The organism is Spirillospora sp. CA-108201, from assembly GCF_050936235.1.
Classification (GTDB): domain Bacteria; phylum Actinomycetota; class Actinomycetes; order Streptosporangiales; family Streptosporangiaceae; genus Spirillospora.
Genome location: NZ_JBNJNE010000001.1, coordinates 7,406,041 through 7,421,942, shown reverse-complemented (window position 1 = coordinate 7,421,942; position 15,902 = coordinate 7,406,041). Strand labels below are relative to the sequence as shown.

Sequence of the window (15,902 nt, the reverse complement as noted above, 5' to 3'; positions counted from 1 at the left end):
CTCACGCCCCCTCGGGCTCCGGGGTGGACAGCAGCTTCTCCAGGCTGTCGAGCAGCTCGCCGGCGCCGTCGCCCTCGGCGGACAGCACGATCTCCTCCCCGTGCCGCGCGTCCAGCCCGAGCACGGCGAGGATGCTCTTGGCGTTCACCGGGACGCCGCCGCGCTTGGACACCGTCACGTCCCCCGGGGCCTTGGCCGCGGTCTGGACGAACAGCGCGGCCGGCCGCGCGTGCAGCCCCACCCTGGACTCGATCTTGACGTTCCGCTCGGTCACCGCATACTCCCCATCAGCTCGTTACCGTCCGGTGCACCCGCAGCGCGGGGCCCGGCACGACGTCAACTTCCATGAAATCCGCCACCACGTGGTCGGCCCTTGCCAGCGCGCCCACCGTCTGCGTGGTGACGACGCCCACGCAGGTCATCCCGGCGGCCTTGACCGCCGCGACGCCCGCGGGGGCGTCCTCGAACCCGACCGCCTCCTGCGGGGGGACGTCGAGGTCGCGCGCGGCGGCGAGGTACCCCTCCGGATGCGGCTTGCCGGTGACGACGTCACCGGCGGTCACCACCAGGTCGAGCAGGCCGCGGATGCCCAGCACGTCCAGCAGCCGCTCGGCGTAGGGCCGCTGGCCCGACGTCACCACCGCGAGCGGCACGCCCGCGTCCGCCAGCGACCGGACGAGGTCCACCGCGCCGGGGACGGGCGCCACGTCCGGCATCCCCGGCAGCGACTCGTAGGAGACCGCCTGCTCGAACAGCTCCTCGACCGTCCGGCCGGGGAACAGGTGCACGTGGTCCGCCAGCGCCTCGACCCCGCGGCGCCCCGCGAACGAGCCGATCAGCGCCTCGTCGTAGGGGACGCGGTGGGCGTCGAACAGCCGCGACCACATCAGGCGGTTGCGCGGCTCCGTGTCGATGAGGGTGCCGTCGAGATCGAACACCGCCGCGCCGAGACCGATCATCGCCATGCGCTCAGCTCCATGTGAACAGCTCGGTGCCCTTCGCCACCTCGCCCGACTCGCGTACGTCCGACAGGGCGTCGGCGCCCGCGTCCAGCGCGACGATCGCGCAGATCGGCGAGCGGCCGCCCGCCTCGATCACCGCCGGGTCCCAGCCGACCAGCGGCTGCCCGGCGGTGACCTCGTCGCCCTCGGCGGCCAGGAGCTCGAAGCCCTGCCCCTTCAGCTTGACGGTGTCGATGCCGAGGTGGACCAGGACCCCGTGGCCCTCGGCGTCCACCACGACGTAGGCGTGCGGATGCAGCTTGACGATCTTCCCGGTGACGGGCGCGATGGCGTGGCCGGGGCCGCGCTCGGGGTCGACGGCCGTGCCCGGGCCGACCATGGCCTGGGCGAACACCGGGTCGGGGACGCCGGCGAGGCCGACGACCCGGCCGGCGACCGGGGACAGTACTCGGGTCATCAGAGGGGTTCCCTTGGTCGGTCGAGGAAGTCCTGTCAGTCGAGGAGGTCCTCGATGTCGCTGGCGATGGTGTCGGCCTCCGGGCCCACGACGACCTGCACGACGGTGCCGCTGCGCATGACGCCGTACGCGCCCGCGCTCTTCAGCGCCGCCTCGTCGACCTTTCCGGCGTCGGAGACCTCGGTGCGCAGCCGGGTCGCGCACGGCTCGATCTCCACGATGTTCTCGGCCCCGCCCAGGGCGGCGACGATGGCCTCGGCCTTGTCCATGCTCGCTCTCTCTTCTCGGGTCCGGTCGCTCAGTCGGTCTGGGTGACCTTGTTGAGGCCGCGCGGGACGTCGGGGTCGAGCCCGAGCCGGCGAGCCAGGTTCTCGACCAGGATCTGGCCGGGGACGATGAGGCCCAGCGGCGCCACCCACTCGGGCAGCCCGGGGCCGGGCAGCGCGGCCGTGCACGCCCCCGCCAGCTCCTCCCCGCCGCCCACGCCGAACGCGGAGGCGCCGGCGCCGCGCACCCGGTGGGCCAGCGCGACCGTGCCGGGCAGCGTCGGACCGGAGTCGGCGGCCACCAGCAGCGCGGGGGTCTGCGCGTCGACGACGGCGATCGGGCCGTGCAGCAGGTCGGCGTACGACAGCCCCATGGCGTGCAGGTAGCACGCCTCCTTGATCTTCAGCGCCAGCTCCAGCGCGGTCCCGAACGCGATGCCGCGTCCGGAGACCACGGTACCCGGCACCTTCGCCAGTTCCTCGACGATCTCCGGCAGCGCGGACGAGCCCTCGGTCAGCGCGATCATCCGGGCGACCTCGTCGGGGACGCGGCGCAGGTCGTCCGCGGCGACCTGCGCGCCGAGCCCGAGGCCGAGCACCGACAGCGCGGCGAGCTGCGTCGTGTAGGTCTTGGTGGCCGGCACCGCGATCTCGGCGCCCGCCTCGGTGATCAGCGCGACCTCGGCGGCCTCGGCGAGCGGCGACCCGGCGCCGTTGGTGACCGCGACCGTCCGGGCGCCGCAGTCGCGCGCCCAGTCGAGGGTCTCGACGATCTCCTCCGTCTTGCCGGACTGGCTGATCGCCACGGCGAGCACGCCGGACAGGTCCAGCCGGCGCCGGTAGGCGGTCGCGATGGACGGCGCGGCGAGCGTCGCCAGCCGCCCGGTGTGCGCCTCCACCAGGTAGCGCCCGTACACGGCGGCGTTGTCGGACGACCCGCGCGCGACGAACAGCACCTGCCTGGTCTCCCGCCCCAGTGCCGCGATGTCGGGCACGCGCGGGAGCAGCGCGTCGATCGTCCGGCGCAGCGCGTCCGGCTGCTCACCGATCTCGGCGCGCATCTGACTGGTCATGATCCCCCTCCGAAGACTTCCTGCCCGTTGACCCACGTCGCAAGCGCCCGGTGGTCCGGCCCCAGCCAGACCAGGTCGGCCGCGGCGCCGGGGGCGATCCGCCCGAGGTCCGGCCGGCCGACGAGGCCGGCCGGGATCCGGGTGGCGGCGTCGACCGCGTCGGCGGGGTCGACGCCGAGCGCGACGGCGTTGCCGACCGCCTCGTCCAACCGGAGGCCGGATCCGGCGATGGTGCCGTCGGCGCGCAGCGGCGGGCCCTGTTCGGGCATGGTGATGGGCTCGCCGCCGAGGTCGTAGGTGCCGGGCGGCATCCCGGCGGCCGAGGCCGCGTCGGTGACGAGCACGACCCGTCCCGCCGCGGCCCGCAGCACCAGCGTCGCCACCTCGGGCCCGACGTGGTGCAGGTCGAGAATGAGACCGGGGCTCAGCCGCTCGTCGATGAGGGCCTGCACGGCCACGCCCGGGTCGCGGTGGTGGACGCCGGTCTGCGCGTTGAAGACGTGGGTGACCTTGCGGGCGCCGGCGTCGGCCGCGGCGGCCACCTGCGCGGCGGTGGCGTCGCTGTGCCCGACGCTGACCAGCACGCCGGCCGCGGTGAGGGTGCGGATCGCCTCCAGGGCCCCGTCCCGCTCGGGCGCGAGGGTGACGAGCTTGACCAGGCCCGTCTCCAGCAGGGTCGCGACGTCGCCGGGCGCGGGGTCGGTGAGGTGCGCGGCGTTGTGCGCGCCCTTGCGCTTCTCCGACAGGAACGGGCCTTCGAGGTGGACGCCGAGGACCCGGGCCCCGGGCGGCAGCTCCGGCAGGAGGTCGCGGGCGCGGCGGAGCGCGGCGGCCTGCGTGCGCACCGGGGCCGTGATGAAGGTGGGGAGGAACGCGGTCACGCCGGTCTCGGGCAGGCGGGACACGACGGTGCGCCAGCCGGTCTCGTCGGCGTCCACCATGTCGTGCCCGAAGTAGCCGTTCATCTGGAGGTCGACGAGTCCGGGGGCGAGGAGGCCGTCCGGCAGGTCGACGTCGGGCACGCCCTCCGGGCGCCCTTCCCCGGCCTCGACGATCACCCCGTCCGCCACGCGGACGTATCCCGGGGACACGACGCGTCCAGGTCCGGCGGACGGGGTAAGGACCATGCGGTCGGCCGTGATCAGCAGTGATGCCATGGGGGCGCGCTCTCTGTGACGCGAAGATCGCGAGTGGGTTCCTCCGGATACCAACTGGTCTAGTCCGGACTAGACCAGTACGCACCATACTCCACGAATCGGAGGGAGATGAAGATGCGGGACGAAACTTCGTCCGGCAACGGACCGCCGCGGGAGTTCCGGCCGCCGGAACGCGGGGACGGGTGCCGGAAATGGTCATGAAACCGGGTTCACAACCGGAGGCGTCGTCCGGTACACCCGATCTGACCTGCGACTTTGTCGATCTTGGCATCGCCATTGCGTGATCGGGCCGTTACGCATTCGTGCATTGACATGCCTTTCGGTGCTGTGGTCTAGTCCGGCCTAGACCAGTACGAACCAAATCGAATACCGTCGAACAACCGACCAGCCCACCCATCCGTCGAAACCCGGCGAATCCCATCGATCCGGCTACCGGCCATCGAGGACACCCCCGTGACGACCATCGACCCGCACAGCCCGGTACCGAAGTACTTCCAGCTCCGCGCCATCCTGCTCGACCTCATCGAGAGCGCGGAACTGCCCGTCGACGCCCCGATCCCCTCGGAGCGCGAGCTGTGCGTCCGGTACCAGCTGTCCCGCATGACCGTCCGGCAGGGCGTCGACCAGCTGGTGTCCGAGGGGCGGCTCTACCGCGTCCCCGGCAAGGGCACCTTCGTCGCCCGGCCCAAGATCGAGATGCCGCTGCGGCTCGTCTCGTTCACCGAGGACATGCTGGCCCGCGGGCTGCGGCCCGGAGCCGTCGACCTGGACCGCCGCACGGTCCCGGCCGACGCGCGCCTCGCCCGCATCTTCGACGTCGAGCCGGGCACGCAGATCCACGTCATCGAGCGGCTGCGCACCGCCGACGGCGAGCCCATGGCCCTCGAACGCGCGCATATCCTGGCTTCGCTCGCGCCTGACCTGCTGGATCGCAGGCTCGCCGACCGCTCCCTCTACGGCGTCCTCGAAGCGGTCTACGGGCTCGTCTTCGACGCGGGCGACCAGACCATCGACGCCAGCCTGGCCGACGCCGCCGACGCCAGGCACCTGCAGATCGCCCGGGGCAGTGCCGTACTGCTCCTGCAACGGCGCTCCTACACCGGAGGAGTGTGCGCCGAGCTGGGCGTGTCGACCTACAGAGCAGACCGGTACCAGATCCACACGGCCCTCGGAAATCCCCCGCCGCACTCCTGAAACCCCTGAGGAGGAACCTCGCGATGACTGCGACAACAGTGGACTCCGCGCCGCGGCGCGGGTCGAGCGCCCTCGCGGTGCTGCAGCGGATCGGCCGCAGCCTCATGCTGCCGATCGCCGTGCTGCCCGCCGCCGCACTGCTGCTCCGGTTCGGCCAGCCCGACATGCTCGGCGAGGACGGCCTCGGCTGGAACCGCGTCGCCGAGGTCGTCGGCGGAGCCGGCCAGGCCCTGTTCAGCTTCCTGCCGCTGCTGTTCGCGGTCGGCGTGGCGATCGGGTTCGCCCGCAAGTCCGACGGCTCCACCGCGCTCGCCGCCGTGGTCGGGTACCTGGTGTTCGACCAGGTCTCCAAGATCATGTTCTCGCACAGCGACGAGCTCAAGGGCAACGTGCTGATCACCAAGATGGTGGACGGCGCGCCCAAGGAGGTCATCGACTTCGGGGCCAAGAACCCCACCGACGTCCTCGGCGGCATCCTCATCGGCGTCGTCGCCGCGCTGCTCTACCAGCGCTTCTACCGCGTGAAGCTGCCCACCTACCTGGCGTTCTTCGGCGGCCGGCGGTTCGTCCCGATCATCACGGCGCTCGCCGCCCTCGTGCTCGGCGTCCTGATCGGCTTCATCTGGCCGGTGTTCGGCAGCTGGCTGACCGACTTCGGCAACTGGATCACCGGCGCGGGCGCGGCCGGCGCCGGCATCTACGGCGTCATCAACCGCCTGCTGCTGCCGTTCGGCCTGCACCACATCCCGAACTCGCTGATCTGGTTCGTGTTCGGCTCCTACAACGGCCCGGACGGCACCGTCCACGGCGAGATCAACCGGTACCTGGCCGGCGACCCGCACGCGGGCGGCTTCCTCGCCGGGTTCTTCCCCGTCCTGATGTTCGGCCTGCCCGGCGCGGCCCTCGCCATCTGGCGCGCCGCTCCCCCGCACCGCCGCCCCGCGGTCGGCGGCATCATGATCTCCGCCGCGCTCACCGCGTTCGTCACCGGCGTCACCGAGCCGATCGAGTTCGCGTTCATGTTCGTCGCGCCCGTCCTGTACGGGGTGCACGTCGTCCTCACCGGCATCTCGATGGCGGTCCTGGAGGCGGCCGGCGCCCAGCTCGGCTTCGGCTTCTCCGCGGGCGGCATCGACCTGCTGCTGAACGCCTCGAAGGACAACACCAAGGGCCTGTGGCTCATCCTCGGCATGGGCGTCCTGTACTTCTTCCTGTACTACTTCATCTTCAAGTTCCTGATCACGAAGTTCAACTTCGCGACCCCGGGCCGCGAACCCGACGACGAGGAGTCGACGGCCGTCGACGCGGGCGCCGACCCCGAACTCGCCGGCGGCCGGAAGAAGAAGGGCCGCAAGGGCACCGCCGAGCCGCAGGACTCCCCGGCCGGCTGAGCCCTCCCCGAGTCCCGGGCCCCCGCACCCCGGGACCCGCTCCCCGGCGGCGGGACGCACCTCGCGTCCCGCCGCCTTTCGCATTCCCGTTACGGGAGCGGCCGTATGCGGTCAGGACGTATTTTCCACAGGCTTCGTGACTCCTGTTTCAAAAAGCGATTCAGGAGGTTTCATGGTGCGTCCGGTCACAACCGGAGCGGTCCGGTTCGTTCGGTACCGCCCGGCGCCCGCCGTGCGGGGATCGCTGGCACTGCGGCCCGCGGCGCCGCCCGCGCCGCCGGGGCCGGGGCTGCGGCTCGTCCGCCCGGCGGACGGGGAGGACGCGGAGGTCCAGGCCGTCGCGGAGGCGGCCGTGCGGCTCGCTGTCGAGGTCCTGGCCGGGGCGCGGCCGCCCCATCAGCTGTCGCTCGTGGCCGTCCCGGCGGTGTGCCGGGAGATCGCCGCCCAGCTCGGCCCGAGGCCGCGCGGCGGGCGGATCGTCCCGCCGAAGGTGCTGTCGACCCGCACGCAGCGCCCGGCGTCCGCCGTCGCCGAGGCGGTCGCCCTGGTGGTCGTCGCAGGCCGCGTCCACGCGCTGGCCCTCCGCCTGGAACACGCCCGAGGCCGATGGCGCTGCACGGCCCTCGAAACAACCGCCCCCAACAACACAACCCCAAGCCCCGACGCGCACAAACGAGCCCCCTACGCGAAAGGCCCCTGACCTGCGCGGACGGCTCTGAGGCGCGGAAGCGGCCTTGACACGCGCAAGGCCCTGACCTGTGCGGACGGCCCGTGAAGCGTGGAAGCGGATCTGAAGCCCGGAAAGGACCCTGGAGCCCGAAATGGACCCTGGCGTGCACGGACGGGCTGTAGTCGCCCCAGAGGGGCCTTACGAGCGGACGGGGCCCCTGACACGCGGAAGCGGCCTCCCGGGCTTCGGGAGGCCGCTTCCGCGCGTTCTGCTCGTGCTTCCGGGCCGGGGCCTACTTGGCCTTGCTGCGCGGGTCGCCGTGGCAGCGCTTGAACTTCTTGCCGGAACCGCAGGGGCACGGGTCGTTGCGGTTGACGCCCGCGTACTCGTCCGCGGTCTCCTCGCTATGGCGCTCGACGCCGCCCTCGCCGTCGACGGTCGGGGCCGAGTACTCCAGCTTCTTCGGGCGCTTCGGCTCGTCGAGGCCCTTCGCCTTGATCGCGACGGCCTCCTCGGCCTCCTCGACGTCCGCCTCGTCGGCCTTCTCCACGTCCACCGCGGGGGCGGACTTGGCGACCGACACCGGCTCGGCGCCCACGACGGGGGTCTCCGGCTGCTCCTCGACCTCGACCTCGAGGTTGAACAGGTAGCCGACCGACTCCTCCTTGATGCCGTCGAGCATCGCGTTGAACATGTCGTAGCCCTCGCGCTGGTACTCCACCAGCGGGTCGCGCTGCGCCATGGCCCGCAGGCCGATGCCCTCCTGGAGGTAGTCCATCTCGTAGAGGTGCTCGCGCCACTTGCGGTCCAGCACCGACAGCACGACGCGGCGCTCCAGCTCGCGCATGACCTCCGCGCCGAGCTCCTCCTCGCGCTTGTCGTAGGACGCCAGGGCGTCCTCGCGGATCTTCTCGGCGAGGGTCTCGGCGTCCAGACCGGAGATGTCGCCGCCGACGTCCTCGACCAGCTCGTCCACCGTGATCGAGATCGGGTAGAGCTGCTTGAACGCCTTCCACAGCTTGTCGAGGTCCCACTCCTCGGCGAAGCCCTCGCCGGTGGCGCCCGCGACGTAGCCGGCGACGACCTCGTCGATCATCCGGCGGACCTGCTCGTGCAGGTCCTCGCCCTCCAGCACCTTGCGGCGCTCGGCGTAGATGACCTTGCGCTGCCGGTTCAGCACCTCGTCGTACTTCAAGACGTTCTTGCGCATCTCGAAGTTCTGCTGCTCGACCTGGCTCTGCGCCGACTTGATCGCGTTAGAGACGATCTTGGACTCGATCGGCACGTCGTCCGGGATGTTCAGCCGAGTCATGATCGCTTCGACGCGGGCCGAGTTGAACAGCCGCATCAGGTCGTCCTCGAGCGAGAGGTAGAACCGGGACTCGCCCGGGTCGCCCTGCCGGCCGGAGCGTCCGCGCAGCTGGTTGTCGATGCGCCGCGACTCGTGCCGCTCGGTCGCCAGGACGTACAGGCCGCCGACGTCGACGACCTCCTCGTGCTCGCCCTTGACGTCCTCCTTGGCCTTGTCCAGCGCCTCCGGCCAGGCCGCCTCGTACTCCTCGGGCGTCTCCAGCGGAGACAGCCCGCGCTGGTGCAGCGCCAGGTCCGCGCGGAAGTCGGGGTTGCCGCCGAGCATGATGTCGGTGCCGCGGCCCGCCATGTTCGTCGCGACGGTGACGCCGCCCTTGCGGCCCGCCTCCGCGACGATCGTCGACTCCTGCTCGTGGTGCTTGGCGTTCAGCACCGCGTGCGGGATGCCGCGCCGCTTGAGCATCTTGCTCAGCCGCTCGGACTTCTCCACCGACGTCGTGCCGACCAGGACCGGCTGGCCCTTCTCGTGCCGCTCGGCGATGTCGTCCACCACGGCCTCGAACTTGGCCTGCTCGGTCTTGTAGACGACGTCCGCGACGTCCTGGCGGATCATCGGCTTGTTCGTCGGGATCGGCACCACGCCGATCTTGTAGGTCTTGTTGAACTCCGCCGCCTCGGTGTCGGCGGTTCCGGTCATGCCGGACAGCTTGCCGTAGAGGCGGAAGAAGTTCTGCAGGGTGATCGTGGCGAGCGTCTGGTTCTCGTCCTTGATCGCCACGCCCTCCTTGGCCTCGATGGCCTGGTGCATGCCCTCGTTGTAGCGGCGGCCGTGGAGGATGCGGCCGGTGAACTCGTCCACGATCAGGACCTCGCCGTTCATGACGACGTAGTCCTTGTCGCGCTTGTAGAGCTCCTTGGCCTTCAGCGCGTTGTTGAGGAAGCTCACCAGCGGCGTGTTCACCGAGTCGTAGAGGTTGTCGATGCCGAGCCAGTCCTCGACCTTCTCCACGCCGGGCTCGGTGACGCCGACCGTGCGCTTCTTCTCGTTCACCTCGTAGTCGCCGGGCCCGTACTCGTCGACCTGCCCGGCCGTGCTGATCAGCTCGGCGCGCTTCAGCCGCGGGACGATCTTGGCGAACTCCGAGTACCACTTGGAGTTCTGCTCGGCCGGACCGGAGATGATCAGCGGGGTTCGGGCCTCGTCGATGAGGATCGAGTCGACCTCGTCCACGATCGCGAAGTTGTGGCCGCGCTGGACGCACTCGTCCAGGCTCCACGCCATGTTGTCGCGCAGGTAGTCGAACCCGAACTCGTTGTTCGTCCCGTAGGTGATGTCGGCGTTGTAGGCCGCCCGGCGCTCGTCCGGGGTCATCTGCGGGAGGATGACGCCGACCTCGAGGCCGAGGAACTGGTGGATGCGGCCCATCCACTCGGCGTCGCGCTTGGCCAGGTAGTCGTTCACCGTGACCACGTGGACGCCTTCGCCCGCGAGGGCGTTGAGGTAGGCGGGGAGCACGCAGGTCAGGGTCTTGCCCTCACCCGTCTTCATCTCGGCGATGTTGCCGAGATGCAGCGCCGCGCCGCCCATCACCTGGACGTCGTAGTGCCGCTGGCCGAGCACCCGCTTGGCGGCTTCGCGTGCGGTCGCGAACGCCTCGGGCAGCAGCTCGTCCAGCGACTCGCCGTCGGCGAGGCGCTCCCGGTACTTGTCGGTCAGCTCGCGCAACTCGGCGTCGCTCATCTCGAGGAAGTCCTCCTCGATCGAGTTGACCTGATCCGCGAGCTTCTTGAGCTTGCGCAGAGTTTTTCCCTCGCCCGCACGAAGGATCTTGTCGATGACTGGCGGCACTCTCGAAGGCTCCTTGCAGATCGTGGGTCACCGCTCCAGGCGGCGCGCACACCACACGTACGATGCCCATCGTAGGCGAGACCCAGAATGGTCTAGGTCACTCCGGAGCGCAATCCACCGAGCGCCCCGTTTGACTTTCGGGGCCTCGGAGAAGATGTCTCACACCTCAGGAGGGAGCCGCTATGTCGGAAGAGTCGCACGGTTCGCACGCCGGCCGGCCGAGTTCGTGGATCGCCGTGGCCATCATCTTCATCGGTTTCGTGGTGGGCGGCGTCGGTCTCTGCCTGGGCCCGATGTGGGTCATGTTCTGGGTCGGCGCCGGCGTCATCGTGCTCGGCATGCTCGTCAGCTGGGCCGTCCACCTCTTCTCCGACGTCGTCGTGGACGCGCCCCGCGTCATCCCGGAGATCGTCGACTACTCGCTGTTCGGATCCCGCACGTCCAAGCGGCGCGGCGGCGACGCGGGCGAGGTCCTGGACGTCCCCGTGGCCACCGACACCCAACAGGCCCCCCACGGCTGACCGGCCCCCCAACCCAACCTCCGCCCCGCACCCGCACGAGACCGCGACCCCGCAGGCGACTCCCCGCTTCAAGCGCTGGTCGAGCGAGACTCCAGCCCCGCGGGCGACTCCCCGCTCCTGAGCTGGCCGTGCGAGACCCCCGGCCCGCAGGCGCCTCCCTACCTTTGGCGGTCGGGCGAGACACCGACCTGCGCGCTGCTCCCGGCTTTTGGCCTGGACGGGCGAACCCCCCGGCCCGCAGGCGGCTCCCCCGCTTTTTGGCTGGTCGGGCTTGATTTCAGGTGGGGGTTGTGGCGGTGAGTGCGGCGTTGAGGAGGGTGGGGGGCAGGGCGGTGCGCTCTATGCGGACGTCGTCGCAGCCGACCCAGGCGGCGGCGCGCCACAGGGCGGCGGCGAGGGCCGCCGCTGACGCCTCCGTGCGGGCGGCGGTGCGGGTCGCCCACGGTTCCAAGGACACCTGGCGGGCGATGAGCGTGCGGCCCTCCCTCGCGGGGTCGACGCGTCCGATGAGGCGCCCGCCGGCCAGGAGCGGCATCGCGAAGTAGCCGTGGACGCGCTTGTCCTTCGGGACGTACGCCTCCAGGCGGTGGTCGAAGCCGAACACGCGTGAGGCGCGGGCACGGTCCCAGACCAGGGAGTCGAAGGGCGAGAGAAGCGCGGTGGCGTGCCTGCCCTTGGGCGGTGAGGCCAGCGCGCCGGGGTCGGCCCAGGCGCGCTGCGGCCATCCGGCGACCTCGGCGGGGACGAGCCCGGCCGCCTCGACCACGCGGTCGACCTGGTCCTGTTTGATCCGGTAGTAGTCGGCGAGGTCGCCGCGGGTGGCGACGCCGAGGGCCCGGCCGGCGCGGGCGACGAGGGCGGTCAGGCAGGCGTCGTCGTCGAGGTCCGTCGCGAGGAGACCGGCGGGGACGGCGCGTTCGGCGAGGTCGTACACGCGGCGCCAGCCGACCCGCTCGACGCAGACGACCTCGCCGATGTCGAGCAGCCACTCGATGCCGATCTTGTGGTCGCTCCAGTCCCACCAGTCGGCGCTCGCCTTGGCGCCGCCGAGCTCCTTGGTGGTGAGGGGGCCGTCCGCGCCCAGCCGGGCCCGGATCTCGTCGCAGACGCCCTCGGGCACCTTGTGCCAGCGCCAGCCGCGGCGCACGTAAGCGCGGCGCCGGAACGCGAACAGCGGCCAGTCGGCCATGGGCAGGATCGACGCGGCGTGGGCCCAGTACTCGAACGTCCCCCCGGCGGGCGAACCGTTGGCGCTCGCCGTGTGGACGGCCGGGCCGCCGGGATCCGGACGGACGGCGGCCGGCGCGGGTGGCGCGGGCTTCGTGGAGGGGCGTGCTCCGGGTTTCGCGGTCCGGCGCCTGCCCCAGTAGGCGGCCTCGATCCTGTCGCGCCCGACGGGGCCGAGGCGGGCGTAGGGCACCAGCTCGTGGGATCGGGCCAGAACGGAGATCGTGTCGAGCTGGACGGCGCCGAGCCGTTCCAGCATCGCCGGCACGCCTCCCTTCGGGCGCGCCCCCAGGAAGCCCTGGGCGCGCAACTGGAGCCGCCTTGCCTCGTCCGCGCTGAGTTCCACCACGCGGCGATGCTACGACACAACACCGACAAACCCGGATTGCCGGTCGCACTCACCGCCGCCGGCCGACCGCGCCGGCCACCCTGGCGCAGCCGGCGGAGGGCTTCTCGGGCTCTCCGGGCAAGGCTCGGCGCTGGGTGGCCGCGGTCGGGCGGGTCAGGTTATCTCCAGGAGTTTTTCGCGGACGGCGTAGACGACGGCTTCCATCCGGGAGTGGAGCTGGAGCTTCTCCAGGATGTTGCGCACGTGGTTCTTCACCGTGTTCTCGGAGATGAAGAGCTCGCGCGCGATCTCCCGGTTGCCGAGGCCGCGGGCGACGAGGCGCAGCACCTCCATCTCGCGCTCGGTCAGGCGGGGCGCGGGGACCTGCTGCGTGCGCTCCTCGCTGCGCTTGGCCAGCGAGGCGAACTCGGTGATGAGCTTGGACGCCATCGACGGGCTGATCAGCGACTGGCCGCCGTGCACGGCGCGGACGGCCTGGGGGACCTCGTCGATCGAGATCTCCTTGAGCAGGTAGCCGCTGGCGCCCGCCTTGATCGCCTCGAAGAGGTCCTCCTCCTCGTCGCTGATGGTCAGCATGACGATCTTCGCGCTGGGCGCGGCGTCCTTGATCGCGGTGCACGCCTCGATGCCGCTGCGGCGCGGCATCCGGATGTCCATGAGGACGACGTCCGGCAGCAGGTCGCCGGCCATCTCCACGGCCTGCTGGCCATCGCCGCCCTCGCCGATGACCTCGATGTCGTCCTCGCTCTGGAGGACCATCTCCAGGCCGCGGCGGAACAGCGCGTGGTCGTCGACGATGAGCACGCCGATGGGGTCTCCCGCTCCGGTCGGCGTTTTCGCCTCCCGGCCGGCGGGGGCGGTGCCGGACTGACGCGGTACCGCCGCGGCGTCGCGAGGCTCGGGATTCTCGCTCACCAGAGTCGCGGCGTGGAGGAGACGCCGCTTCCCCCCTTCACTATTCAGCGATATGGAACTGCCGGAGGGTCGTTCTCCAACGGGTCGTCCTCGGGAACTTACGGGGTCCGGGGACGAACCCAAGGGATTTCGGACCGGGGTGTCTCCCGGTTAACCGCCGCGCGCCCCGGGAGGTTCCCCCGGGACGCGCCGCGTCGCGGATCGGCAGGTGCGCCTTTTCAGATCATGACATGGTTCGGGTGGTCACGTGTCGCGAGTATCGCATCACTCTTCGACGAGCCTGATGACTCCGTAGTCCCAGCCCCGCCTCCGGTAGACGACCGAGGGGTGGCCAGTGGACTTGTCGCGGTACAGGAAGAAGTCGTGGCCGACGAGCTCCATCTCGAAGAGGGCCTGCTCGATGCCCATCGGCTCGGCCTTGTGGAACTTCTCGCGGACGACGAGGGGGCCGTCGCCGTCCATGGGGATGGGGACGAGGTTCTCCTCCGGAGAGACCGCCACGGTCTCGGCCTCCGCGGGGGGCGCGGCCTGCTCGACGGGCTCGGGCTCCACGGCGGGGAGCGCCTCGGGGAGCGTCTCCATCGTGGCGAGCTTGGCGCGGCCCTTGCCGCCGTGGTTCTTCGCGCCGTGCCCCTTGCGCCGCTCCGAGTCGCGGCGGAGCCGCGACTCCAGCTTGTCCAGCGCCAGGTCGAGGGCTCCGTAGCGGTCGTCGGCGGCGGCCTCGGCCCGGATCACGGGGCCGCGGGAGCGGATCGTGAGCTCCACCCGCTCGCGCTGGTCGGCAAGGCGCGGGTTGCGTTCCTCCGAAACCTCCACGTCCACGCGGATGACCTTCTGGTCGAGCCGCTCGATCTTGGCGAGTTTGTTGTCGACGTGCCGACGGAACCTGTCGTTGACGTCGGTGTGCCGGCCCCTCACGGTGATGTTCACGTGGGACCCCCCTTCTCCCGGTTACGTTTCATGCCCGTTCCGGGGCCCCTGACGGCCCCTGACGGGTACCAAAGGACGGTGGGTCGCACCCGCCCGGCCGACCTGGTCTTCGTCCCCACATCCGCCTGCTGAGGGGCTCGCGGCGCTTTCGCCACTACTGCCCTTCTCCCGTTACGCGGGATGTCGGATCCCACGACGGGGCAGGACTTACCTCTAAGGCGCACCGTGATCGGTCGACGAGAAGTCGCCTTACGTGGGCCGTTTCGCCTGCGCCTGGCATCGGCTAGCCGGATCGTCTGCCATGCCCCTGACGGGCACTGCGATCCAACGCAACCACGGACCCGGGCGGGTGCCATGTCAGGAACGCTAACCCCTTACGCCACGAATGTCAGGGGGGTGAGGCGAGGAAAAACTCACTGACCGTCATCGTTGACTGCCTCAGCGGGGTCTCCCGCCGGCTCTCCGGGTGCCCGTCACGGACCCGGAACCCCCGTGTGGGCGCCGCTCACGGGCCTCGCACCCGCCCAGGTCAGCTGGGACTGACCCCTCGGTGAGTTTCCGAAATCTCTGCTGCCTCATGTCCTAATGTGACTCGATTAACTTCACACTGTCCCCCTACACCACACAGGCCCGACAACTTCCGCTACACGCCGTCACCAGAGCCGGTGCCGGGGCGTCGCCGCGATGGTGGCGGCCGCCGCCACGTCCGCGCCCGCGGCCCGCAGGGCTCGTGCGGCCTCGGCGAGGGAGGCGCCCGTCGTGACCACGTCGTCCACCAGGACGACGCGGTGCCCGGCGACCTCGGCGCGCGCCTCGATCGCCCCCGCGAGGTTGGCGGCCCGCTCCCTGGCCGAGAGCCCGGCCTGGTCGGCGACGCGCCCCCGCTGCCGCAGGGCGCCGAGCGCGGTCACGGGCACACCGCCCGCGCGGAGCCGCCGGACCGCGACGTCCACCGTCCCGCGCATGGGGTCGTGGCCGCGTCGCCGCACGGCCCGGCGCCCCGACGGCACCCACACCACCAGCGGCGGGCCGGGACCGGAGGGGAGCGCGGCATGGACCGACGTCGCCAGGGCCTCCCCCAACGGGACGGCAAGAGCCGCGCGTCCGCGCTCCTTGTAGGAGGCCAGGATCGTGCGGAGCGGCCCCTCGTAGGCCGCCACGGTCCACGGAGGGGGCAGCCCGGCGGGCGCCTGCCCCGCGGGCCGCGCCTCCGCCCGCAGGGGACGCGCGCACGCGTCGCACAGCAGCCCTGGATGATGCCCGCACCCGGCACAGCGCTGCGGAAGGAGCAGGTCGATCAGATCGGCGAGAACGCTCATGCCCCCGACGATGCCGGGCCCGCCCGCCCACCGCCCCGCACTCCCCGAACTGTGGATAACTCTCAGTGATCAGGAGCCCCGCAAACGATCGACGACGACCGCCCCGCTTCGGCGTGTCGCACCCTGCGATCACCCCGGCAGAGGCGCACGACCCCCGGCGCCCCCACCGCGAGAAGGCGCTCGAAGGGCCGGCGCCCCCGCGTGAGCGTGTCGCGGTGCCTTTGGACCGGAGCAGACCGAGCGAAGGCGGACCCCCTAGGCGCCTGCGGCGAGCAGATGATCGGCTGGCGGGGAGCGCTGCGGCGGGTCGC

The 15,902-nt window shown here is 71.4% G+C and carries 15 protein-coding genes; 4 read left to right on the top strand and 11 right to left on the bottom strand.

Going from position 1 to position 15,902, the window contains the following annotated elements; all coding sequences use genetic code 11:
• Position 1 precedes the first annotated feature (1 nt).
• Genes ACQEU6_RS35665 through nagA form a run of 6 tightly spaced genes read right to left on the bottom strand, consistent with a single transcriptional unit; the run spans position 2 to position 3,915 of the window.
• On the bottom strand, positions 2-274 hold the full coding sequence (locus ACQEU6_RS35665) for an HPr family phosphocarrier protein (protein ID WP_499337906.1): 273 nt from the start codon (positions 272-274) through the stop codon (positions 2-4).
• 13 nt (positions 275-287) lie between these two features.
• Positions 288-965, bottom strand: a complete 678-nt coding sequence (locus ACQEU6_RS35660) for an HAD family hydrolase (protein WP_499337905.1) — start codon at positions 963-965, stop codon at positions 288-290.
• 4 nt (positions 966-969) lie between these two features.
• Positions 970-1,419 (bottom strand): PTS sugar transporter subunit IIA, encoded by a 450-nt coding sequence (locus ACQEU6_RS35655; protein WP_499337903.1) that lies wholly within the window; start codon positions 1,417-1,419, stop codon positions 970-972.
• 35 nt (positions 1,420-1,454) lie between these two features.
• Entirely contained in the window at positions 1,455-1,688 is a 234-nt protein-coding gene (locus ACQEU6_RS35650) for a PTS sugar transporter subunit IIB (protein WP_499337901.1), read from the bottom strand.
• Between the two features lie 29 nt (positions 1,689-1,717).
• Complete coding sequence (locus ACQEU6_RS35645; protein WP_499337900.1) at positions 1,718-2,758, bottom strand: SIS domain-containing protein; 1,041 nt, start codon at positions 2,756-2,758, stop codon at positions 1,718-1,720.
• The gene (nagA, locus tag ACQEU6_RS35640) at positions 2,755-3,915 is read right to left on the bottom strand and encodes an N-acetylglucosamine-6-phosphate deacetylase (protein ID WP_499337898.1); all 1,161 of its coding nucleotides are present in this window, start codon (positions 3,913-3,915) and stop codon (positions 2,755-2,757) included. Before nagA ends, ACQEU6_RS35645 begins: the two co-directional genes overlap by 4 nt.
• A gap of 453 nt (positions 3,916-4,368) precedes the next feature.
• Here nagA and ACQEU6_RS35635 point away from each other — a divergent pair, with 453 nt between their 5' ends.
• The 3 genes from ACQEU6_RS35635 (at position 4,369) to ACQEU6_RS35625 (ending at position 7,200) form a co-directional block, all read left to right on the top strand.
• Positions 4,369-5,109 carry a GntR family transcriptional regulator gene (locus ACQEU6_RS35635; protein WP_396082685.1) on the top strand — a complete coding sequence of 247 codons (741 nt, stop codon included), beginning with the start codon at positions 4,369-4,371 and terminating at the stop codon, positions 5,107-5,109.
• A gap of 23 nt (positions 5,110-5,132) precedes the next feature.
• Positions 5,133-6,500: a PTS transporter subunit EIIC gene (locus ACQEU6_RS35630; protein ID WP_499337897.1), complete on the top strand. Its 1,368-nt coding sequence runs from the start codon at positions 5,133-5,135 to the stop codon at positions 6,498-6,500.
• A gap of 172 nt (positions 6,501-6,672) precedes the next feature.
• Positions 6,673-7,200, top strand: coding sequence for an Rv3235 family protein (locus ACQEU6_RS35625; RefSeq protein ID WP_499337895.1), 528 nt, complete (start codon positions 6,673-6,675; stop codon positions 7,198-7,200).
• A 262-nt stretch (positions 7,201-7,462) separates the two neighbouring features.
• Here ACQEU6_RS35625 and secA read toward each other — a convergent pair whose 3' ends face one another.
• Complete coding sequence (secA, locus tag ACQEU6_RS35620; RefSeq protein WP_499337894.1) at positions 7,463-10,330, bottom strand: preprotein translocase subunit SecA; 2,868 nt, start codon at positions 10,328-10,330, stop codon at positions 7,463-7,465.
• Positions 10,331-10,512: 182 nt separating this feature from the next.
• Between secA and ACQEU6_RS35615 the strand changes: the two genes are divergently transcribed.
• Entirely contained in the window at positions 10,513-10,851 is a 339-nt protein-coding gene (locus tag ACQEU6_RS35615; RefSeq protein ID WP_499337892.1) for an HGxxPAAW family protein, read from the top strand.
• Between the two features lie 277 nt (positions 10,852-11,128).
• On the opposite strand, the gene ACQEU6_RS35610 is transcribed toward ACQEU6_RS35615, so the two are convergent.
• The 4 genes from ACQEU6_RS35610 to ACQEU6_RS35595 form a co-directional block, all read right to left on the bottom strand.
• Positions 11,129-12,427, bottom strand: coding sequence for a winged helix-turn-helix domain-containing protein (locus ACQEU6_RS35610; RefSeq protein WP_499337890.1), 1,299 nt, complete (start codon positions 12,425-12,427; stop codon positions 11,129-11,131).
• A 153-nt stretch (positions 12,428-12,580) separates the two neighbouring features.
• Positions 12,581-13,231 carry a response regulator gene (locus ACQEU6_RS35605; RefSeq protein ID WP_499337888.1) on the bottom strand — a complete coding sequence of 217 codons (651 nt, stop codon included), beginning with the start codon at positions 13,229-13,231 and terminating at the stop codon, positions 12,581-12,583.
• 375 nt (positions 13,232-13,606) lie between these two features.
• On the bottom strand, positions 13,607-14,272 hold the full coding sequence (gene hpf / locus ACQEU6_RS35600) for a ribosome hibernation-promoting factor, HPF/YfiA family (RefSeq protein ID WP_499337886.1): 666 nt from the start codon (positions 14,270-14,272) through the stop codon (positions 13,607-13,609).
• A 653-nt stretch (positions 14,273-14,925) separates the two neighbouring features.
• Complete coding sequence (locus ACQEU6_RS35595) at positions 14,926-15,591, bottom strand: ComF family protein (protein WP_499337885.1); 666 nt, start codon at positions 15,589-15,591, stop codon at positions 14,926-14,928.
• Between the last annotated feature and the right edge of the window lie 311 nt (positions 15,592-15,902).